Below are 19,593 nucleotides of genomic sequence, written 5' to 3' on the forward strand. Positions count from 1 at the left end.
TCTGAAGGAAAGCATCATGGCGAGGCCGACCGACGACCAACCCGAGGCGCCGCTCGATCCGGCCATCCTCCAGGTGCAGACGCGCCTCCGCGTCATGATGGCGATCGCCGCCGGCACGCTCGGCATCGGCCTGATCGCCGTCTTCGTCGCCATCGCCTTCCGCGTGGCGAAGAGCGGCGACGACGCGCCGCCGGCCGGCGCGCCGTTCCGCACGCTGCTTGAGGTGATGACGCCCGGCACCATCGTGGCCACCCAGGTCGACGCCGACCGCCTGTCGCTGGTCATCGACGGCCCCGAGGGCAAGGTGGTGGAGATCCATCACCTGCCGTCAGGGAAATTGATCGGCAGCGTGGTGCTGGTCGGCAAGTGACCCAGCCGGCTTGACGCCGGCCACCCGCTGTCCCATCTACCTCCCTTGAGGCCACGCCCTCGCCCGCCTTTGGCGGGAATGCCAAGTCCGGGACGGCCCGGCCCGACGCAAGGAGGGCCGCCATGGCCTGGATATATCTGTTGATCGCCGGTCTCTTGGAAGTCGTCTGGGCCTACGGCATGAAGCTGTCGGCCGGCTTCACCCAGCTCGGCGCCAGCCTTCTCACGCTTGTCGCCATGCTCCTGAGCTTCGGCCTCCTGGCCATCGCCATGAAGTCGCTGCCGCTCGGCACCGCCTATACCGTCTGGACCGGCATCGGCGCCGTTGGCAGCTTCGCGGTCGGCATCGTCGTGCTCGGCGAAGCGGTGACGCCGCTGCGACTGATCGCCGCAGCGCTGATTCTCGCCGGCCTCTTGCTGATGAAGCTGTCGAGCCCGGCCTGAGCCGTCCTCATTCCCCCCAGGCGGCGAAGGCGTCGGCGAACACCTTGTCGCCGGGGGCACCCTTCTCGAAGGTCAGGATGGCGCGGCGGCGGTTGCCGTAGCGGATCGGTATGTCGATCCACGACCGCTCCTTCAGCAGCTGAATGTTACGGCTGACGTCCTGGTCGAGGCCGGACAGCGCCAGCCAGAACAGGCTGTCCGACACCTTGGCGACGGCGCCGACGACCGGGTCGCCGCGCGCCTCCTCGGTCTGCTTGGCAATCATGCCCGGCGTGGTGTCGATGAACTTGCCGGCGAACGACGGCGGCACCGTGAAGGAGAACTCCACGATGTGGCTGGCCGGCAGCGCCTGATCGTCGTTCTTGTGGATCGACAGGCGCATCTTGAGGTCGAGCTCGGGCACCTCGATGTCGCCGCGGATCTGCGGCACCGGCTTGTCGCCCGGCAGCGCCGGCTCGTTGACGAACGACCACACCACCCGGCCGTCGAGTTTGGTGCCGGGCGAGCCGGGAATCGGCTCCTCGTAGAGAATGGCCTTCTGGGCGACGGCGATCGTCTCGCCGGCCGACGCGCCGGCCGGCGGAACCGTCGTCGGCTGGACGGGCGCCAGGGCGCTGGCATCCGGCGACGGCATTGTTCCGGCCATGGCGGCGGGCGGCGCGGCGGCCGTGCCACCAGGGGCCGGCGGCAGGTCGGGATCGACGGCCGCAGGCGGAGCGACCGCCTCGGTCTGCACCGCCACGGCGTCGGGTGCCACCGGCGTCGCCGGCGCCGCCTCGCCTTCGGCCGGCAGCCGGTCGAGGATCTTGGGGGCAAGCCCGTCGTCGCCGCTCGTCGCCGCCGCCGTCTCGGCCTGCGGCGCGCCGGCGATCAGCGACGCGATGGTGTCGCGGAAGGCGTAGACGGCGCTGCCGGCGGCGATCACCAGAAGGGCGGCCAGCGCGCCCAGCAGGATGCGGCCGCGGCGACCGGGGCCGGCGCTCTCCTCCGGCCAGGGCAGCGTCGCCGCCTCGCGCTGGGGCAGCATGCGTTCCGGCTCCAGCCGGTCGGCGGCGCCGACCACGGCGACCTCCGGATGCGGCTCGGCCGGATGGACGTCGGCGGCAGAGCCCATTTCCGGCTCCACCCGCCCGGCCGGCACCGGCTCGTCGATCTCCTCCACCTCGCTCATGGCGTGACGGGCGGCGCGCACGGCGGTCGACGAGGCGCCGCCCAGCGTGTCGGCCTGCTTCAGCGTCCGCGACAGCGCGCTGACGCCGACGCCGATGCGCGGCTCGTTGTGCTCGTCGGGCAGGCGGGAGGTCGGCAGCCGCGGCCGCTCGGGCGCCGTCGGCAGGGGCGGCATCGATCGCGGCGCCTCGGGCGGACGCGACGGCGCCTCGCCACGGGCCGGCAGCGGCTCGATGTGGTTGAACGGGTTCATCTCCGGCTGGGACAGCGAGGCGAGCCCGCCGCGACGGGCCGGCGGCGAGGCGGCCGGCGCGGGTTCGGGATGCGGCTCGGGCTCGGCCGGACGGGCGACCTCGACGGGCGCCGGCGGTTCGGCCTTCGGCGCCGGCGGCTGGCCGGCGCCTTCGCCGCCGGTCTCCTCGCTGACGCCGGCAACCTCGGCTTCCACCCGGCGGATGCAGTCCTCGAGCGCCACCCGCTGGTCGGCGATGTCCGACGGCGACAGCGGCGGATTGTAGGAACTGAGCTGCCGGAGCAGCGCGACACGGGCCTTCTCGTAGACGGCGCGCCGCGCCTCGCCCGAACCCGACGGCAGCGAGGAAATGGCACGCTTCAACACGGGATAGTAATCGGCCATGTACCGCATCTCTCGGCTTGGCGCCCCGCCTGACGGCGGAACGCTGTTTCGACAGGACGCCCAAAAGCCACCCTTGCGACGGCGGCCGGGCTTTTTTGCGGCGGGAAGGCCGGCAAAACGTGATGAATCACTTAATCCTGAAACGGATCACGCACAAGAATCGTGTCGAGCCGGTCCGGACTGGTCGACAGCATGGCCACCGGCGCGCCGATCAGTTCCTCAATGTGACGCACGTATTTGATGGCCTGCGCCGGCAGCTCGGCCCAGGAGCGGGCGCCGGCCGTCGATTCCTTCCAGCCGTCCATGCTCTCGTAGATCGGCTTCACCTGCGCCTGCTCTTCCTGATTGGCGGGCAGGTAGTCGATGGTGCGGCCGTCGATCTCGTAGCCGATGCACACCTTGATCTCGTCGAGGCCGTCGAGCACGTCGAGCTTGGTCAGGGCGATGCCGTTGATGCCCGAGGTGATCACCGTCTGGCGCACCAGCACGGCGTCGAACCAGCCGCAGCGGCGCTTGCGGCCGGTGACCGTGCCGAACTCGCGGCCGCGCTGGCCGAGGAAGTCGCCGACCTCGTCGAACAATTCGGTCGGGAACGGGCCGGAGCCGACGCGCGTCGTGTAGGCCTTGGTGATGCCGAGCACGTAGTCGAGCGCCCCCGGCCCCATGCCGGAGCCGGCCGCCGCCTGGCCGGAGGTGGTGTTGGAGCCGGTGACGAAGGGATAGGTACCGTGGTCGTTGTCGAGCAGCGCGCCCTGCGCGCCCTCGAACAGGATGCGGGAGCCGGACTTGCGCTTCTCGTCGAGCAGCCGCCAGGTGACGTCCATGTAGGGCAGGATGAAGTCGGCGACGCCCATCAACTCGTCGCGGATGGTCTCCGGCGCCACTTCCGCCTGACCGAGGCCGCGCCGCAGCGGATTGTGGTGGGAGAGCAGCCGCTCGATGCGGTTCATCAGCGTCTCGGGATGGGCGAGATCGACCAGGCGGATCGCCCGGCGGCCCACCTTGTCCTCGTAGGCCGGGCCGATGCCGCGCTTGGTGGTGCCGATACGGGTCGACGGCGAGGCGGCGTTCTCGCGCAGCTCGTCCAGTTCCTGATGGATCGACAGGATCAGCGAGGCGTTCTCGGCGATGCGCAGGTTGTCCGGGCTGACCTTGACGCCCTGCTCGCGGATGCGCGTCACCTCGGCGACGAAGGCGCGCGGATCGACCACCACGCCGTTGCCGATCACCGAAAGCTTGCCCGGCCGGGCGACGCCCGACGGCAGGAGCGACAGCTTGTAGGAGACGCCGTCGATCACCAGCGTGTGGCCGGCATTGTGGCCGCCCTGGAAGCGGACGACCACGTCGGCCCGCTCGGACAGCCAGTCGACGATCTTGCCCTTGCCCTCGTCTCCCCACTGGGAGCCGACCACCACTACGTTCGCCATTGAAGAGGTCCCGTCGTTCAAGTGTCAGACCTTTCCGGGAGGCGCCATCGGCAGCCCTCGCACGGAAAGCCCCGATACCGAGTGGCACCGGGGCTTGACCGACTATAACGCCCCCCCCCCGCCAATGAAAGCCGCCATGTCGGGAATTTGCCCGATGGCCTGCGGCGGCGTACCGAATCCGCGACGAAGGCGCGTGCCAACCGGCGCGGAAGGCTTTAGGAAAAGGCGGACGGCGGGCGTCGGCGGGAGGTGTCGGGTGGCTGAAGACGGTTTCTGGTCGCGCCTTTACGGCCGGCCCTACCTGTTGTTGACGCTGTCGCCGCTGTTCTGGGCCGGCAACACGGTGGCGAGCCGCCTCGCGGTCGGCGAGGTGTCGCCGATGGCGCTTACCACCTACCGCTGGTCGGGCGTGCTCGTGCTGCTGGCGCTGTTCGCCCGGCGCCCGGTGCTCGCCGACTGGCCGGCCATGAAGCCCCGCCTTCTCTACATCCTCATGATGGGCGCCCTCGGCTTCACCTTCTTCAACGCCTTCTACTATGTCGCCGCCCACTACACCTCGGCGGTCAACATCGGCATCATCCAGGGCGCCCTGCCCGGCCTCGTCTTCGTCTTCGCCTTCCTGATCGCCGGCAGCCGCGTAGCCTTGGGCCAGGTGGCCGGCATGGCGACGACGCTCTTCGGCGTCGGCGTCATCGCCGTCAAGGGCGACCTCGCGACGCTCGCCGCGCTCGACTTCAACGCCGGCGACCTGATGATGCTCGGCGCCTGCGTCGTCTACGCGCTCTACACCGTACTGCTGCCCCGCCGGCCGAAGATCGGCGGTCTCTCCTTCTTCACCGGCCTTTCCGTCGCCGCCTTCCTCACCTCGCTGCCCTTCCTCGCCGTCGAGATCGCTCTCGGCCAGTATCAGGCGCCGACGCCCTTCGGCTGGCTGGTGGTCGCCTATTGCGCCGTGTTCCCGTCGGTGATCAGCCAGATCTTCTTCGTGCGCGGCGTCGAGCTGGTCGGCCCCGGCCGGGCCGGCGTGTTCATCAACCTGATCCCGGTGTTTGCCGCCATCCTCGCCGTGCTGGTGCTGGGCGAGAGCTTCCGCGCCTACCACGCGCTGGCGCTCGCCCTGGTGCTGGGCGGCATCTTCTGGGCGGAATGGAGCAAACGCGGCGAAAGGGTCAGCGACGGAACGTCAGCGTCGCGGTGATGCTGCTGTCGGTGTAGTCGCCGCCGGCCTCGCTGGCGTCGACGATCTTGTGCTCGCCGTCGAGTCCGATCTCCACCGAGCGGTTGAGCTTGTAGCCGATGCCGGCCTTCAGCGTCGTCGTCATCACCGTCCGGTCGATGCCGGTGTAGCTCTCGGCCATCAAGCCGGCGCCGGCCACCACGAAGGCGTTGGGCGCCAGCGCATAGGTGACGGTGACCTCGCCGCTGCGCTTGACGTCGGCCGACGCGCCGGCCGCCGAGGTCGGCTCGAAGCTGGTGGCGGCGACGGCCGTCAGGCGCAGGAGTTCGCTGACGTCCCAGGCGAGCGACGCCGAGCCGATCAGTCCCGACACATTGGCGAGACCGGATTGGTCGAGCCGCTCGTAGCCATAGCCGAGGGCGATCTCGCCGTTGAGGTCGTCGCGGTTGACGGAGACGCCGACCTTGGCCTCGCCGCCGACGCCGTTGCGGCTGAGGCCGTCGCCGGCCGCCGGCCGGTCGAAGCGGCGGCCGAAGGCGCCGACCTCGACGAAAGGCTCCAGCACGGCGCCGCTGTCGAGCGCCAGACGCAGCGAGGAGGACAGCGCCAGATTGTCGAGCGTCGGGTCGCTCTCGTTCACCGTCCGGTCGAGGCCGAGGCCGGTCTTGAGGCCGATCAGGCCGCCGAATCGCTCGTAGCCGAGCGTGCCGGAGAAGGTGTTGGACTTGCCGTCGCCCGACTGATCGTCACGCAGCGTCCAGCCGGCCGAGGCCGACAGGCGATCGGCGTCGGTGACGTCGAAGCGGCCGGAGAGCCGCGCCTCGCCCTCGGGCAGCTTCTCGTCGATGCCAGAGATCGAGCGGCGGAAGGCGCCGGCAACCCGCAGGTCGACGCTGTTGCGCTCCCAGTCGGAGCGAGCCTCCAGCGCGCCGGTCGAGCGGATGAAGGTCTCGTTGCCGTCCAGCGAATGATGGCGCAGGCCGAGGCCGGTCGAGGTGGTGGCATTGACCACGAAACTGCCGAGCCGGAGGCCGAGCGGCTCGTATTCGGCGCGGGCGTCGGCCTCGCGGGCGACGGCCGGCAGGCTCGGCGCCACGGCCGGCAGCTTGGCCGACTGGCTGGGCGGCAGCGGCCGCACGACAGTCCTGAGGTCGGCCGCGTCGAGGCTCGGCCTGAGCGGCGCGGCAACCACGGCATCGGCGTCGGCGGCCTGTCCGGCCTCGTCGATCAGCGGATCGGTGGCGGCCGGCGTCGCCGAAAGCGTGCTGCGCAGCTTCGGCACCGCGCCGGTGTCGTCGTCCTCCTGCGCGAACGATGGCGCGGCGAGGAGAACGGACGCCATCGTCAGAGCCATCGCGGTCTGCCGCCGATGCACGCCTTGCCTCCGTCGCCGCACCCACCGCCCCGAGCGGTGTCCAGTGTTGACGAAGGGTAAACGGAACTGGTTAACGAGGTGTTTCGCCGCCGGCCGGCTCGACCAGGAAACGGCCGTTGCGATGGCCGGTGATGCGCACCCGCGCCCCGGCCGGCAGGTCCGGCCCGTCGGCCCGCCAGACGGTGTCGTCGAGGCGGATGTGGCCCGAGCCCTCCTCGATCGGCCGGTCGACCACGGCAAGGCGGCCGACCTGCCGCCCCAGCCGGTCGTTGGCGAAGCCGTCGCTCTCCTTGGCCGCCCGGCCGTAGACGCGCCGGCCGACCAGCACCGCCACCGCCGACAGGACGACGAACAGCACCAGTTGCATCTGCCAGCTCAGCTCAACGGCGAGGGCAATCAGGCCGACGCCGAGCGCCGCCGCGCCGAACCAGATGAAGAAGGTGCCGGGCGCCACCACCTCGACGCCGGCCAACAGCAGGGCGAGCAGCAGCCAGGACCACGGCCCGAGATAGGCGATCAGCGTTTCAAGGAGGCCCATGACGATATCCCTCTCAGCCGCCGACCGGCGGCACGGCGCCGCGCCGGCGCGGACCGCCGTCCTGCGGCGCGGCTCCCTGTCCGTCGCCGCCAAAGGCGGCGCGGGCCAGTTCGGCGATGCCGCCGATCGAGCCGATCAGCGCCGACGCCTCCACCGGCAGCATCAGGATCTTCTGGTTGGGCGAATGGGCGAACTGGGCCAGCGCCTGCGTGTACTTGTCGGCGACAAAATAGTTGAGCGCCTGCACGTCGCCACGCGCCACCGCCTCGGAGACCATCGCCGTCGCCTTGGCCTCGGCCTCGGCCAGCCGCTCGCGCGCCTCGGCGTCGCGGAAGGCCGCCTCGCGCCGGCCCTCGGCCTGCAGCACCTGCGCCTGCTTGTCGCCCTCGGCCTTCAGGATGGCCGACTGGCGCAGGCCCTCGGCCTCGAGGATCTGGGCGCGCTTCTCGCGCTCGGCCTTCATCTGCCGCGCCATGGAGGCGACGAGGTCGGCCGGCGGATTGATGTCCTTGATCTCGACGCGGGTGATCTTGACGCCCCAGGCCTCGGTCGCCGCGTCGACGACGTGCAGCAGGCGGGCGTTGATCTCGTCACGATTGCTGAGCAGGTTGTCGAGGTCCATCGAGCCCATCACCGTGCGGATGTTGGTCATGGTGATGTTGAGGATGGCCCTCTGGAGGTTGGACACCTCGTAGGCGGCACGCGCCGCGTCGAGCACCTGGAAGAAGGCGACGCCGTCCACGGTGCAGGTGGCGTTGTCGCGGGTGATGATCTCCTGGCTCGGCACGTCCAGCACCTGCTCCATGCGGTTGAGCTTGGCGCCGATGCGATCGAAGAACGGAACGATCAGGTTGAGGCCGGGCTGCAGCGTGCGCGTATAGCGGCCGAAGCGCTCGACGGTCCAGTTGTAGCCCTGCGGCACCTGCTTGATGCCGGCGAACACCACGACGACGGCGAACAGCACCAGCGCGATGACCGCAATGTCACCACCACTCAGAAAGATGTCCATGCGAGCCTCCCCGGAATTGGTCTTGAAGTCTAGGCAGGTACGACGGGAATATCAAATGGTTGCTGGCCGGGCGGGCGCGGGGCGGCAGCCGCCGCGCAGCAGACTCCAGCGCCGAACGGCGCTGGAGCCAACGACCTGCATTTGGGGCGGGATGGCGAGGCAATCGCCGGGGCGACTGCCTGTCTCAGGCGGCGACCGTCGCCGGCTCGGCCGGAACGAGACGGCCGGTCGGCCGCAGCACGCCCTCGGCACCGGACAGGGCGCCGGGAACCAGTTCCAGGCCGAGGAAGCGGTCGCGCTCGTAGGGACCGGGCATGGCAAGTTCCGCCATGCCGGCCGTCGAGAAGCCGAAGCGCCGGTAATAGGGCTCGTCGCCGACCAGCACCACGGCGCCATGGCCGGCCTTGCGCGCCCGTTGCAAGGCAAGCCGCATCAGCGCCGCGCCGACGCCGGCGCCGCGGCAGTCGCCGTCGACGGCCAGCGGGCCAAGCAGCAAGAGCGGCGTGCCGGAGGCGGCGGCCTCGGCGTGCCAGAGCCGCACGCTGCCGACCAGAAGATCGTCGTCGCGGGCGACCAGCGCCAGCCCCTCGGCGGGAAGCCGACCGACGCGAATCTTCTCCGACGATTTGCGGAAACGGCCCGGCCCGAAGGCGCGGTCGAGCAGCGTCTCGCGGGCGAACGTGTCACCCGCCTGTTCATCCATGTAGGCGATCATCGAGGCAACCCCGTCCCCCGCCGCAACCGGCAGGGCGATGAAGTCACGAAGGGAACCGGTCGGGGGCAAGCCGCCCGGAGCGAATTCAGATCACATAGGACTTCAGCGGCGAGAAGCCGTTGAAGGCCACCGCCGAATAGGTCGTGGTATAGGCGCCGGTGCCTTCGATCAGCACCTCGTCGCCGATCTCCAGCGAGATCGGCAGCTCGTAGGGCGTCTTCTCGTAGAGCACGTCGGCGCTGTCGCAGGTCGGCCCGGCCAGCACGCAGGGCGCGGTGGCGCCGCCGTCGTGGCGGGTGCGGATCGGATAGCGGATCGCCTCCTCCATCGTCTCGGCGAGGCCGCCGAACTTGCCGATGTCGAGGTAGACCCAGCGCTGCGTGTCGTCGCGGTGCTTTTTGGAGATCAGCACCACCTCGGCCTTGATCATGCCGGCGCCGCCGACCATGCCGCGGCCCGGCTCGATGATCGTCTCCGGCACGTGGTTGCCGAAGTGGCGGCGCACCGCCTCGTCGATCGAGCGGCCGTAGGCCTCGGTGGCCGGCACGTCCTTGAGGTAGCGGGTCGGGAAGCCACCGCCGAGGTTGACCATCTTCAACTGGATGCCGCGCTCGGCCAGTTCGGCGAAGATCGCCGAGGCCGAAGCGAGCGCGCCGTCCCAGGCGTCGAGGTTGCCCTGCTGCGAACCGACGTGGAAGGAGATGCCGTAGGCGGTCAGCCCCGTGCGGTGAGCATGCTCCAGCACCTCGGCGGCCATCGACGGGTCGCAGCCGAACTTGCGGCTGAGCGGCCACTCGGCGCCGGCGCCGTCGCAGAGGATGCGGCAGAACACCTTGGCGCCCGGCTTGCCGGCGGCCTCGGCCTGGCGGGCGATCTTGTCCACCTCGGCCTCGCAGTCGACGGCGAACAGGTTGACGCCCAGCTCAAGGGCGCGGGCGACGTCGCGCTCCTTCTTGATGGTGTTGCCGAAGGAGATGCGGTCGGCGGTGGCGCCGGTGGCCAGCACCATCTCGATCTCCGGAATGGAGGCGCAGTCGAAGGACGAGCCGAGATCGGCGAGCAGCTGCAGCACCTCCGGCGCCGGATTGGCCTTCACCGCGTAGTAGATGCGGGTGTCGGGCAATGCGTGGCGGAAGGCATTGAAGTTGTCGGCGATAACGTCGAGATCGACGACGAGGCAGGGGCCTTCGGGTCGTCGGCTGGCAAGGAAGTCGAGAATGCGCGCGGTCATGGCCCGTTGGCTCCGTCGTCCGAACTTTGCACTCTGAGGGTGAGCAACCCTGCCTCCGCGACCGGTGTGGACCCGGAGCGCGCGAGCGGATGCACCCTCGTCGCTTCCCGTTGCCGGAAAGCGGCGGATGTCAGTGTCGACCTTGAGTCCTGGAAACCGGCGACGATGCGCCGTGAGAGCCATGACCCCTGGTCGTGCAGCCTTCGATTGGACGGATGTCTCCAGTCCGCACGTCCGGCAAGGAAGTAGTGCCTCTTCAGTAACGTCGGCGTTTGGAGCGCCGGCAGAGACCAAAAAAGCCCTCTACGTCGTTGCTTTAAGTCGCGTCCGCCGCTTGAGAAGCGGCTTAGACCCGGTTTAACTCCGGTCACCGGTTGCCCTCGCCGGAACCGCCGTTAGCGGCCCTAGCGAAACCGGCACGCAACCACAGGCACGTGCGAAATTGGGCAAGGACGCATGTACTCCGCGTTGCCCCCCTCTGCAAGACCTCCGGCCGCGAAAATCCGTCCATGACGACAATTTCATGCGGTGTGCCCCGGCGGCGACACCTTCGCCGCCGCGGACCGGTGGCGGCAAACGGAGTATCGGCGGGACGGACGAAAACATCGTCCCGAAAGCCGGTGCCGGCACCGCCGGCCGGCGCACCCGCCGCCCGTCGCGGCCGGATTCGGATCGCCCGACGGCGGCCGTCGCAACGCTCGCACAAAGTGCAAAGGGTCGCATTGGCCGGCACATAGTTCAGCGGGAAGAATTCGATTGTCCACTCTAGGGAAACTATTCGTAAAACAGTAGAAAAACGCATGATTCGGCATGTCGGAACCGATTTTTCATATTGACGGAACTGAGTGGATTCAGGTCATTAGAGTTAACAGGGCGCGACTGCCGGTTGGCCAATTGCTTGGGCCGCCACATGGTCGGCCCAAAGCGCTTTCGTCGTCGCGCGACGCGTTCCGGAGGCCACGGGACCGCTTGTGCGTTAACGGCGAAAGGACAGGAAACGTCCTCAAACTGGCGGCGGACAATGGATACATTCACACGCATGCGCACCTTCGTGGAGGTCGTCGAAACCGGGGGCTTCTCGGCGGCGGCGCGAAAGCTCGGGCGCTCCAAGGCGCTGATCTCCAAATATGTGAAGGAGCTTGAGGACGAACTCGGCGCCCGCCTCATGAACCGGACCACGCGCCGCCTGTCGCTGACCGAGCTGGGGCAGGCCTATTTCCGCGATGCCGGCGAGATCCTGCAACGGGTCGACGACCTCCAGGACATGGTGCGCGAACGCCATGGCGAGCCCACCGGCTTGTTGCGCGTCGCCGCGCCGCGCACCTTCGGCGATTCGGCGCTCGGCCAGGCGATCATGGACTTCGTGGCCGCCAACCCGGCCATCCGCCTCGACCTCCGGCTCGACGACCGCTTCGTCGACCTGATCGACGAGGGCTTCGACTGCGCCATCCGGGTCAGCGAGCTGAGCGATTCCAGCCTGATCGCCCGCAAGCTCGCCGACTACCGCTTCGCCACCGTGGTGCATCCGGCCGTCATCGCCGCCCACGGCCGGCCGGAGACGCCGGACGACCTGACGCGGCTGCCGTGCATCATCGATTCCAACCTCCGCAACCGCTTCAACTGGCGCTTCCTCGTCAACGGTGTCAAACAGACGGTGCCGGTGTCCGGCCGCGTCGAGGTGAACTCGCCGTCGGCGGTCCGCCTCGCCGTGCTGGCCGGCCTCGGCTTCGGCTCGGTGCCCTACAAGATGGTCGAGGACGACGTTGCCGCCGGCCGGCTGGAGATCGTGCTGCCCGATTTCGAGCTGGGTGCCGCCAGCATCTACGTCGTCTATCCGCACCGCCGGCACCTCTCCGCCAAGATCCGCGCCTTCGTCGACTTCATGGCCGACTGGTTCCAGAAGAACGGCGACGAATGCGCCGCGTCGAGCCCGCAGGCGGTTGTCCCGGCACAGCAGGGAATCGGCCTGGCGCGTTGACATCGTGCCGCCTTGTTTGGCAGCGATGTGTCGGTGGACGCCGATCGTCGTCGGCCGCCGCCCGCTCCTTGCCGCCGGACGCCGCCCGTGACCAACAGTTCCGTTCTCGCCGCCGCTCTCCTTGCCGCCCTCCTGGCTGCGGCGCCGGCTGCCGCCCACCCGCACGTCTGGGTCGACGCCAAGGCCGAGGTGGTGTTCGACGGCAAGGGCGACATCGTCGCCGTGCGCAACATCTGGCGCTTCGACGACGCCTATTCGGCCTTCGCCAGCCAAGGCCTCGATACCAACGGCGACGGCAAGCTGTCGGTCGAGGAGCTGAAGCCGCTCGCCGACATCAACGTCGACTCGCTGAAGGACTACGCCTACTTCACCTTCATCACCGGGGCCGGCGGCGAGGACATCGATTTCGACAAGCCGACCCAATACTGGTTGCAGGACGACGGCGGCCGGCTGATCCTGTTCTTCACGCTGCCGACCAAGGCGCCGGTGAAGGCGGCCGGGAAAATCCGCCTCGAAATCTACGACCCCACCTTCTTCGTCGCCTTCCGGATGATCGACGACAAGGACGGCCCGGTGGTGCTCGACGGGGCTCCTGCCGCCTGCGCCGCCAAGGCGTTCCGGCCGCCCGACCTCGACCCGGCCGCCGCCGCCGCGCTGGCCGCCGTGCCGGCCGACCAGCGGGAACTGCCGGCCGCCCTGCAGATGTTCGCCAACGACCAGACCAACGGAGCGGACATCACATGCCCCTGACCGCCCGCCCCGCGCCGTTCGCCCCCGCCGCGCTGCTTGTCGCCGCCCTGCTTGTCGCCGCCCTGCTTGTCGCCGCGCCGGCCGTCGCCGCGAACGGCCCGTTCGGCGTCGGCCTGCCGGAGCCGGCCGCCAGCAGCAGCCTGTTGCCGGGCCTCTTCCACGCCATCGCCGCCTGGCAGGCCAGCTTCTACCGCGACCTGACGGCGACGCTGTCGGCCATGAAGGCCGACGGCAGCGCCGGCCTCTGGCTGATGGCGCTGTCCTTCCTCTACGGCGTGCTGCACGCCGCCGGCCCCGGCCACGGCAAGGCGGTGATCTCCACCTACGTGCTCGCCAACCGCGAGACGGCCAGGAACGGCGCCCTGCTTGCCATGGTGTCGGCGCTGGCCCAGGCGGTGACGGCGGTGGCCATGGTGCTGATCGCCGCCGTGCTCCTCGGCGCCACCTCGATTGCCATGACGCGGGCGGCGGCGCTGATGGAGGCCGGCTCCTTTGCGCTGATCGCCGCGCTCGGCGTCTGGCTGGTGGTCCGCAAGATCGTCCGGCCGCTCGGCGCCTGGCTTGCCGAGCGCTACGCCCCCGTTGCGGTGACGGTGGGCGGCGCCCCGGCCGTGGCGACCGTCCGCTTTTCCGCCGCCGTCGACGACGACGGCTGCGGCTACGATCATCGCCGGCTTGGCCTCAGGCCCGTCCGACCCGGCCACGTCCACGACGCCACCTGCGGCCACGTCCATGCGCCGGCGCCGGAGACGGCCGCCGGCCGCCTCGACTGGAAAAAGGCGTGGGCCGCCGTGGTCGCCGTCGGCCTCCGGCCCTGCACCGGCGCGCTGATCGTGCTGGTGTTCGCGCTGAGCCAGGGGCTGCTGCTGGCCGGCATCGCCGCCGCCTTCGCCATGGCGCTCGGCACCGGCCTCACCGTCGCCGCCCTGACGCTCATCGCCGTCACCACGCGCGGCCTTGCCCTCCGCCTCGCGGCTGGCGGCGGCGGCGATTTCGCCCGCCGCCTGCACGTTGGCATCGAGGCCGCCGCCGCGCTGATCGTGCTGCTGTTCGGCCTGTTGATGCTCGGCGCCTCGCTCTGGGGCTGATCCCCTCAGCGGCGACCGGCGTAGGCGGCGATCGCCGCGCCGAAGGCTTCCAGGATGGCCCGCGACGGGCCGTCGCTGGCTGCCCAGTATTCGGGATGCCACTGGACGCCCAGCGCGAAGCCGGGCGCGTCCTTCACCGACACCGCCTCGATGGTGCCGTCCGGCGCCGTCGCCTCGACGACGAGGCGATCGGCGAGCCGCGCCACCGCCTGCCGGTGCAGCGAGTTGACGGCGATCTCGCCGTCGACGATGCGGCCGAGGCAGCCGCCCGGCGCCACCGCGACGCCGTGGCGGATGGCGAACTTGCCGTCCATGTCGGGCGCGTCCGGATAGCGGTGATCCATGCGCCCCGGCAGCTCCTGCACGTCGGAGGCCAGCGAGCCGCCCAGCGCCACGTTGAGTTCCTGCAAGCCGCGGCAGATGCAGAACAGCGGCACGCCGCGCTCGATCGCCCGCCGGATCAGCGGCAGGCTGGTGGCGTCGCGCGCCTCGTCGTAGGGGCCCATCGCCTCGGTGGCCGTCACGCCATAGTGCGACGGATGGACGTTGGTCTTCGATCCCGTCGCCACGACGCCGTCGACCCGGTCGAGCACCGCGTCGAGGTCGAGGCGCGGGCCGAAGGCGGAGAGGATCACCGGCAGGCCGCCGGCAACGCCCAGCACCGCCTCCATGTAGGTGGTGGGCGCGCAGTGCCAGGTGTAGCCGTCGAAATCGCGAACGTCGGACGTGAAGAGGACAATGGGCGTGGTCATGAACGGATCCGGGAGCGTTGCAATGCCTCCTTGTTAGCCGATCGGCCGCCCGAGCGGGAGCGCATTCTTTGGGCGGCAATCGGGGCCGCCGCCCTTCATGACGATTTCATGCAACATTCGGAAAAGTTTGCAGGATTGCGGCATCACCTGATTGCGCGGTGCCGGATTTTCCGTTTCTAATGCCGCCAGCCAGTCCGGTGCCTTGCTTGAGCGCGGCCGGACGTCTTGGCTTTTTCAACGATGCCGCCGCCGCGAGCGGGGCGAACGGATACGGGGAACAGGGAGGACCGCATGGATCGCCGTCAGTTCATCAGGAAGGCCGGGCTGGTGTCCACCGGCGCCGCCGCGAGCGTGGGGACGCTCGCCATGCCGGCCATCGCGCAATCGCAACCGGAGATCAAGTGGCGCCTCGCCTCAAGCTTCCCGAAGTCGACCGACGCCATCTTCGGCTCCTCCGAGCTGTTCGCCAGGACGGTGTCCGAGGCCACCGACGGCAAGTTCCAGATCCAGGTGTTTCCGGCCGGCGAACTGGTGCCGGCCCTGCAGGTGCTCGACGCCGTCCAGAACGACACCGTCGAGATGGCCCACACCGCCTCCTACTATTTCATCGGCAAGGACCTGACCTTCGCCATCGCCACCTCGCTGCCCTTCGGCCTCAACACCCGCCAGCAGCAGGCCTGGATCTACCAGGGCGGCGGCCTTGAGCTGATGAACGACTTCCTCGCCGACTACAACACCGTCATGCTGCTCGGCGGCAACACGGGCACGCAGATGGGCGGCTGGTTCCGTCACGAGATCAACACGCTGGCCGACCTTCAGGGGCTGAAGTTCCGCGTCGGCGGCGTCGGCGGCAAGGTACTGTCCATGCTTGGCGTGGTGCCGCAGCAGATCCCGGCGCCCGACATCTACCCGGCGCTGGAGAAGGGCACCATCGACGCCACCGAGTGGGTCGGCCCCTACGACGACGAGCGGCTCGGCCTCTACCAGGTGGCGAAATACTATTACTACCCGAGCTTCTGGGAAGGCTCGTCGGCGCTGCAGTACATGATCAACAAGAAAAGGTGGGAGGCGCTGCCGACGGCCTACAAGGCGGTGCTGAAGGCCGCCGCCGCGCTGGCCAACGACGACATGACCGCCGCCTACGACGCCCGCAATTTCGCCGCCCTGAAGCGGCTCGTCGCGCAGGGTGTGCAGCTCCGGCCATTCAGCCGCGAGATCCTCGACGCCGCCTACGACGCCTCCTTCAAGCTCTACGACGAAGAGGCGGCCCGGAACCCGGCCTTCAAGAAGATCTACGAGCCGTGGAAGCAGTTCCGCGCCGAGAGCTACCAGTGGTTCCGCGTCGCCGAATACAACTTCGACTCTTACGTCTATTCGCAGCAGGCGGCCGGCAAGTAAGGCGGCACATCTCCAGGAAGACGACGAGGCCGGCGGATCGCTCCGCCGGCCTTTTTCGTGGCATCAGGGCTTGGCGCCGAAATCCGGTGCCGGCGCGCCGAAGGACGGAGCGGCCGGCGCGCCGAACGGGCTGCCGCCGGGGGCGCCGAAGGCGGGGGCGGCCGGCGCCGGCGCCATGATGTTGATCTCGACGTTGTCGAGGTCGACCACCGGATGGTCGGCCTTGTAGTGGGTCACCATGCCGGGGAACAGGATGACCAGCGCCACCATGACGATCTGGATCGCCACGAAGGGAATGGCGCCGGCGTAGATCTGCGCCGAGGACACCGGCGCCGTCGTCCGGCCGGTGATCTTGTCGACGTAAGGCCGGTTCGGCGCCACCGAGCGCAGGAAGAACAGTGCGAAGCCGAACGGCGGGTGCATGAAGGACGTCTGCATGTTGACGCCCAGGAGCACGCCGAACCACACGAGGTCGATGCCGAGCTTGTCGGCGACCGGCGCCAACAGCGGGATGATGATGAAGGCCAGCTCGAAATAGTCGAGGAAGAAGGCGAGGAAGAACACCAGGAGGTTGACGACGATCAGGAAGCCGACCTCGCCGCCCGGCAGGCCGGCGAGCAGGCTCTCGACCCAGAGATGGCCGTTGACGCCGTAGAAGGTCAGCGAGAAGACGCGGGCGCCGAGCAGCACGAACATGCAGAAGGCCGACAGCTTGGCCGTCTGTTCCAGCGCCTGCACCACCATGCGGAAGGTGAGACGCCGGTTGATCATGGCGAGCAGCAGCGCGCCGACCGCCCCCATGGCGCCGCCCTCGGTGGGGGTGGCGACGCCGATGAAGATGGTGCCGAGCACCAGGAACACCAGCACCAGCGGCGGCACCAGCGAGGTCAGCACCCTGCCCAGAAGGCGCCAGCCCCTGAGCACCCGCGCCTCCGGCGGCAGTGCCGGCACCAGATCGGGGCGAACCAGCGACACGACGAAGATGAACAGCGCATAGATGGCCGTCAGGATGAGGCTCGGGTAGAGCGCACCCTCGTACATGTCGCCGACCGAGCGGCCGAGCTGGTCGGCCAGCACGATCAGCACCAGGCTCGGCGGGATGATCTGGGCCAGCGTGCCGGAAGCGGCGATGACGCCGGAGGCGATGCGCCGGTCGTAGCCGTAGCGCAGCATGATCGGCAGCGAAATGAGGCCCATGGCGATCACCGACGCCGCGACCACGCCGGTGGTGGCGGCGAGCAGCGCGCCGACGAAGATCACCGCATAGGCGAGGCCGCCGCGCACCGGGCCGAACAACTGGCCGATGGTGTCGAGCAGGTCCTCGGCCATGCCCGATCTCTCGAGGATCAGCCCCATGAAGGTGAAGAAGGGGATGGCGAGCAACGTATCGTTGCTCATCACCGACCAGACGCGGTCGGGAATCGCCTGAAAGAGGTTGGGCGACAAGAGGCCAAGCTCGATGCCGATCAGCCCGAAGCCGAAGCCGCAGGCGGCGAGCGCGAAGGCGACGGGATAGCCGACGAGCAGGAACAGCAGCATCGAGCCGAACATGACCGGCGCGAGGTTGGCGACGAGGAAAGCGGTCATGGCAGGCGGTCCTCGTCGGGGTCAGTTATGGGAGCCGGCGGCCGGCGACGGGTCCGGCCCGGCGCCCGTCAGGAAGGCGATGCGCTTGATCACCTCGCTCACCCCTTGCAGGCCGAGCAGCGAGAAGCCGACGGGGATCAGCGCCCAGGCCGGCCACAGCGGCAGGCCGCCGGCGCTCGACGACACCTCGCCGCTCATCACCTTGGACACCACCTGCGGCCAGCTCAGCCAGATCGTCGCCACGGTGAACGGCATCAGGAAGAGGATCGTGCCGAGGATGTCGATCCATACCTGGGTGCGGCGGCTGAGGTGCGAGGCGACGATGTCGATCCGGACGTGCTCGCCCTTCAGCAGCGTATAGCCGGCGCAGAGCAGGAACACCGCCGAGAACAGGTACCACTGGCCCTCGAGCAGCGAATTGGAGGAATAGTTGAACAGCTTGCGGACCACCGCGTTGCCGGCCGACAGCAGGATCGCCGCCAGCACCAGCCAGCGGGCGAAAGAGTTGACGCCGGCATTCAGCGCGTCGATCGCCGCGCAGACCTTGAGCAGATGACGCATGACAGTCCCCCGCCGGCGGTCCCGGTCGGCCGGCAACGACCGCCGCGAGCACCCACCGGCACCCGCCCGCCAAACGGCGAACGGGCTCCCATAGCTCATTTTCAGCATCAGGCGCAAGCAAATCGCCGGGAATACGCAGTTTTCATAAGCTATTGGCCGATTTTCGCCGCCACCGGCCAAGGCCGTCCGGAGGGCTCGCGCCGCCGGCCGCTTTCCGATAGAAAAGCTCTAAACGCATCGCCGACGAGGCCCGACATGCCGCAGCCGCCCGATCATCCGAACGTTCCCCACGGCAGGGTCGGCGTGCTGCTGGTCAATCTCGGCACGCCCGACGGCACCGACCGCCGCTCGATGCGCCGCTATCTCGAGGAATTCCTCACCGACCGCAGGGTGATCGAGACGCCGCGCCTCAAGTGGTACCCGGTGCTCTACGGCATCATCCTCAACACCCGGCCGCAGAAGAAGGGCCGCGACTACGAGACCATCTGGAACCGCGAGCGCGACGAGAGCCCCTTGCGCACCTATAGCCGCTCGCAGGCCGAGAAGCTGACGGCCCGGCTTGGCGACGCCGTCGTCGTCGACTGGGCGATGCGCTACGGCAATCCGTCGATCGCCTCCCGGCTCGACGCGCTGCAAGAGGCCGGCTGCGAGCGTATCCTCGTCTACCCGCTCTATCCGCAATACGCGGCGGCGACCACGGCCACCGTCAACGACAAGGCCTTCGAGCATCTCCTGAAGAAGCGCTGGCAGCCGGCGCTCAGAACGGTGCCGCCCTATCACGACGATCCCGTCTACATCGACGCCCTCGCCCGCTCGCTGGAGGGCCATCTCGCGACGCTCTCCTTCGAGCCGGAGGTGGTGCTCGCCTCCTTCCACGGCATCCCCAGAAGCTATTTCGAGAAGGGCGACCCCTATTACTGCCACTGCCAGAAGACGGCGCGCCTGCTGCGCGAGCGGCTCGGCTGGAGCGAGGAGCGCCTGCGCGTCACCTTCCAGTCGCGCTTCGGCCCGGAGGAATGGCTCCAGCCCTACACCGACAAGACGGTCGAGGCGCTGGCCAGGTCCGGCGTCCGCCGCCTCGCCGTGCTGACGCCCGGTTTCGTCGCCGACTGCCTGGAGACCATCGAGGAGATCGGCGTCGAGAACGCCGACATCTTCCGCGCCGCCGGCGGCACCGATTTCGCCCGCATTCCCTGCCTCAACGACGGCGACGACGGCATGGCGGTGATCGAGCACGTGGTGCGGCGCGAACTCCGCGGCTGGATCGATTAGCCGGCGAAACAATCGCCGCGGCCTCTCAGCCCGCCAAAAGCCGCACTGACTGGCAAATTTGGGCCGGGCATGCTTTAATGGCGTTTCGGGACCGGCACGACAGGCACAGGCGCCG

General features: G+C 69.2%; 18 protein-coding genes. 8 read left to right on the forward strand and 10 right to left on the reverse strand.

The window, feature by feature from the left end; genetic code table 11:
* Positions 1 to 16: 16 nt before the first annotated feature.
* Positions 17 to 370, forward strand: a complete 354-nt coding sequence (locus H512_RS25840; protein ID WP_053239873.1) for a hypothetical protein — start codon at positions 17 to 19, stop codon at positions 368 to 370.
* A gap of 122 nt (positions 371 to 492) precedes the next feature.
* Complete coding sequence (locus H512_RS0113935) at positions 493 to 813, forward strand: DMT family transporter (protein WP_026783979.1); 321 nt, start codon at positions 493 to 495, stop codon at positions 811 to 813.
* A 7-nt stretch (positions 814 to 820) separates the two neighbouring features.
* Here H512_RS0113935 and H512_RS0113940 read toward each other — a convergent pair whose 3' ends face one another.
* Together H512_RS0113940 and H512_RS0113945 are read right to left on the reverse strand one after the other, a co-directional pair.
* Positions 821 to 2,620, reverse strand: a complete 1,800-nt coding sequence (locus H512_RS0113940; RefSeq protein ID WP_026783980.1) for a hypothetical protein — start codon at positions 2,618 to 2,620, stop codon at positions 821 to 823.
* Between the two features lie 131 nt (positions 2,621 to 2,751).
* Positions 2,752 to 4,047: an adenylosuccinate synthase gene (locus H512_RS0113945; RefSeq protein ID WP_026783981.1), complete on the reverse strand. Its 1,296-nt coding sequence runs from the start codon at positions 4,045 to 4,047 to the stop codon at positions 2,752 to 2,754.
* Between the two features lie 256 nt (positions 4,048 to 4,303).
* Between H512_RS0113945 and H512_RS24060 the strand changes: the two genes are divergently transcribed.
* A complete protein-coding gene (locus H512_RS24060) occupies positions 4,304 to 5,245 on the forward strand; it encodes a DMT family transporter (protein ID WP_036791732.1) in 942 nt (313 codons plus the stop codon).
* On the opposite strand, the gene H512_RS0113955 is transcribed toward H512_RS24060, so the two are convergent.
* The 5 genes from H512_RS0113955 to H512_RS0113975 all read right to left on the reverse strand — a co-directional run bounded on the left by H512_RS0113955 (position 5,217) and on the right by H512_RS0113975 (position 10,092).
* A complete protein-coding gene (locus tag H512_RS0113955; protein WP_169507161.1) occupies positions 5,217 to 6,566 on the reverse strand; it encodes an outer membrane beta-barrel protein in 1,350 nt (449 codons plus the stop codon). The two genes, H512_RS24060 and H512_RS0113955, sit on opposite strands and share 29 nt — an antisense overlap.
* A 103-nt stretch (positions 6,567 to 6,669) precedes the next feature.
* Entirely contained in the window at positions 6,670 to 7,137 is a 468-nt protein-coding gene (locus H512_RS0113960; protein WP_026783983.1) for an NfeD family protein, read from the reverse strand.
* Between the two features lie 13 nt (positions 7,138 to 7,150).
* Positions 7,151 to 8,134 carry an SPFH domain-containing protein gene (locus tag H512_RS0113965; protein ID WP_026783984.1) on the reverse strand — a complete coding sequence of 328 codons (984 nt, stop codon included), beginning with the start codon at positions 8,132 to 8,134 and terminating at the stop codon, positions 7,151 to 7,153.
* 196 nt (positions 8,135 to 8,330) lie between these two features.
* Positions 8,331 to 8,861: a GNAT family N-acetyltransferase gene (locus H512_RS0113970; RefSeq protein WP_026783985.1), complete on the reverse strand. Its 531-nt coding sequence runs from the start codon at positions 8,859 to 8,861 to the stop codon at positions 8,331 to 8,333.
* Positions 8,862 to 8,946: 85 nt separating this feature from the next.
* The gene (locus tag H512_RS0113975; protein ID WP_026783986.1) at positions 8,947 to 10,092 is read right to left on the reverse strand and encodes a type III PLP-dependent enzyme; all 1,146 of its coding nucleotides are present in this window, start codon (positions 10,090 to 10,092) and stop codon (positions 8,947 to 8,949) included.
* A gap of 1,021 nt (positions 10,093 to 11,113) precedes the next feature.
* Here H512_RS0113975 and H512_RS24065 point away from each other — a divergent pair.
* The 3 genes from H512_RS24065 (at position 11,114) to H512_RS0113990 (ending at position 13,908) form a co-directional block, all read left to right on the forward strand.
* Complete coding sequence (locus tag H512_RS24065; protein ID WP_053239874.1) at positions 11,114 to 12,070, forward strand: LysR family transcriptional regulator; 957 nt, start codon at positions 11,114 to 11,116, stop codon at positions 12,068 to 12,070.
* Positions 12,071 to 12,157: 87 nt separating this feature from the next.
* Complete coding sequence (locus H512_RS0113985) at positions 12,158 to 12,820, forward strand: DUF1007 family protein (RefSeq protein ID WP_026783987.1); 663 nt, start codon at positions 12,158 to 12,160, stop codon at positions 12,818 to 12,820.
* Positions 12,811 to 13,908: a nickel/cobalt transporter gene (locus H512_RS0113990; protein ID WP_026783988.1), complete on the forward strand. Its 1,098-nt coding sequence runs from the start codon at positions 12,811 to 12,813 to the stop codon at positions 13,906 to 13,908. Before H512_RS0113985 ends, H512_RS0113990 begins: the two co-directional genes overlap by 10 nt.
* 5 nt (positions 13,909 to 13,913) lie before the next feature.
* Here the strand turns inward: H512_RS0113990 and H512_RS0113995 are convergent, their stop codons facing one another.
* Positions 13,914 to 14,660, reverse strand: a complete 747-nt coding sequence (locus tag H512_RS0113995) for a gamma-glutamyl-gamma-aminobutyrate hydrolase family protein (RefSeq protein WP_026783989.1) — start codon at positions 14,658 to 14,660, stop codon at positions 13,914 to 13,916.
* A gap of 291 nt (positions 14,661 to 14,951) precedes the next feature.
* Between H512_RS0113995 and H512_RS0114000 the strand changes: the two genes are divergently transcribed.
* A complete protein-coding gene (locus tag H512_RS0114000; RefSeq protein WP_026783990.1) occupies positions 14,952 to 16,058 on the forward strand; it encodes a TRAP transporter substrate-binding protein in 1,107 nt (368 codons plus the stop codon).
* Between the two features lie 63 nt (positions 16,059 to 16,121).
* Here the strand turns inward: H512_RS0114000 and H512_RS0114005 are convergent, their stop codons facing one another.
* Both H512_RS0114005 and H512_RS0114010 read right to left on the reverse strand, forming a co-directional pair.
* Positions 16,122 to 17,645, reverse strand: a complete 1,524-nt coding sequence (locus H512_RS0114005; protein ID WP_026783991.1) for a TRAP transporter large permease — start codon at positions 17,643 to 17,645, stop codon at positions 16,122 to 16,124.
* Positions 17,646 to 17,666: 21 nt separating this feature from the next.
* The gene (locus tag H512_RS0114010) at positions 17,667 to 18,206 is read right to left on the reverse strand and encodes a TRAP transporter small permease subunit (RefSeq protein ID WP_026783992.1); all 540 of its coding nucleotides are present in this window, start codon (positions 18,204 to 18,206) and stop codon (positions 17,667 to 17,669) included.
* A 255-nt stretch (positions 18,207 to 18,461) separates the two neighbouring features.
* Between H512_RS0114010 and hemH the strand changes: the two genes are divergently transcribed.
* On the forward strand, positions 18,462 to 19,478 hold the full coding sequence (hemH, locus tag H512_RS0114015) for a ferrochelatase (RefSeq protein WP_026783993.1): 1,017 nt from the start codon (positions 18,462 to 18,464) through the stop codon (positions 19,476 to 19,478).
* The last annotated feature ends 115 nt before the right edge of the window (positions 19,479 to 19,593 follow it).

This window comes from Pleomorphomonas koreensis DSM 23070 (assembly GCF_000425185.1).
In the GTDB taxonomy this organism is placed as follows: domain Bacteria; phylum Pseudomonadota; class Alphaproteobacteria; order Rhizobiales; family Pleomorphomonadaceae; genus Pleomorphomonas; species Pleomorphomonas koreensis.

Bases quoted from the DNA above. Each gene is read 5' to 3' on its own strand.
- H512_RS25840 (WP_053239873.1), top strand. From the start codon at position 17: ATGGCGAGGCCGACCGACGACCAACCCGAGGCGCCGCTCGATCCGGCC.
- H512_RS0113935 (WP_026783979.1), top strand. From the start codon at position 493: ATGGCCTGGATATATCTGTTGATCGCCGGTCTCTTGGAAGTCGTCTGG.
- H512_RS0113940 (WP_026783980.1), bottom strand. From the start codon at position 2,620: ATGGCCGATTACTATCCCGTGTTGAAGCGTGCCATTTCCTCGCTGCCG.
- H512_RS0113945 (WP_026783981.1), bottom strand. From the start codon at position 4,047: ATGGCGAACGTAGTGGTGGTCGGCTCCCAGTGGGGAGACGAGGGCAAG.
- H512_RS0113955 (WP_169507161.1), bottom strand. From the start codon at position 6,566: ATGGCGTCCGTTCTCCTCGCCGCGCCATCGTTCGCGCAGGAGGACGAC.
- H512_RS0113960 (WP_026783983.1), bottom strand. From the start codon at position 7,137: ATGGGCCTCCTTGAAACGCTGATCGCCTATCTCGGGCCGTGGTCCTGG.
- H512_RS0113970 (WP_026783985.1), bottom strand. From the start codon at position 8,861: ATGATCGCCTACATGGATGAACAGGCGGGTGACACGTTCGCCCGCGAG.
- H512_RS0113975 (WP_026783986.1), bottom strand. From the start codon at position 10,092: ATGACCGCGCGCATTCTCGACTTCCTTGCCAGCCGACGACCCGAAGGC.
- H512_RS24065 (WP_053239874.1), top strand. From the start codon at position 11,114: ATGGATACATTCACACGCATGCGCACCTTCGTGGAGGTCGTCGAAACC.
- H512_RS0113990 (WP_026783988.1), top strand. From the start codon at position 12,811: ATGCCCCTGACCGCCCGCCCCGCGCCGTTCGCCCCCGCCGCGCTGCTT.
- H512_RS0113995 (WP_026783989.1), bottom strand. From the start codon at position 14,660: ATGACCACGCCCATTGTCCTCTTCACGTCCGACGTTCGCGATTTCGAC.
- H512_RS0114000 (WP_026783990.1), top strand. From the start codon at position 14,952: ATGGATCGCCGTCAGTTCATCAGGAAGGCCGGGCTGGTGTCCACCGGC.
- H512_RS0114005 (WP_026783991.1), bottom strand. From the start codon at position 17,645: ATGACCGCTTTCCTCGTCGCCAACCTCGCGCCGGTCATGTTCGGCTCG.
- H512_RS0114010 (WP_026783992.1), bottom strand. From the start codon at position 18,206: ATGCGTCATCTGCTCAAGGTCTGCGCGGCGATCGACGCGCTGAATGCC.
- hemH (WP_026783993.1), top strand. From the start codon at position 18,462: ATGCCGCAGCCGCCCGATCATCCGAACGTTCCCCACGGCAGGGTCGGC.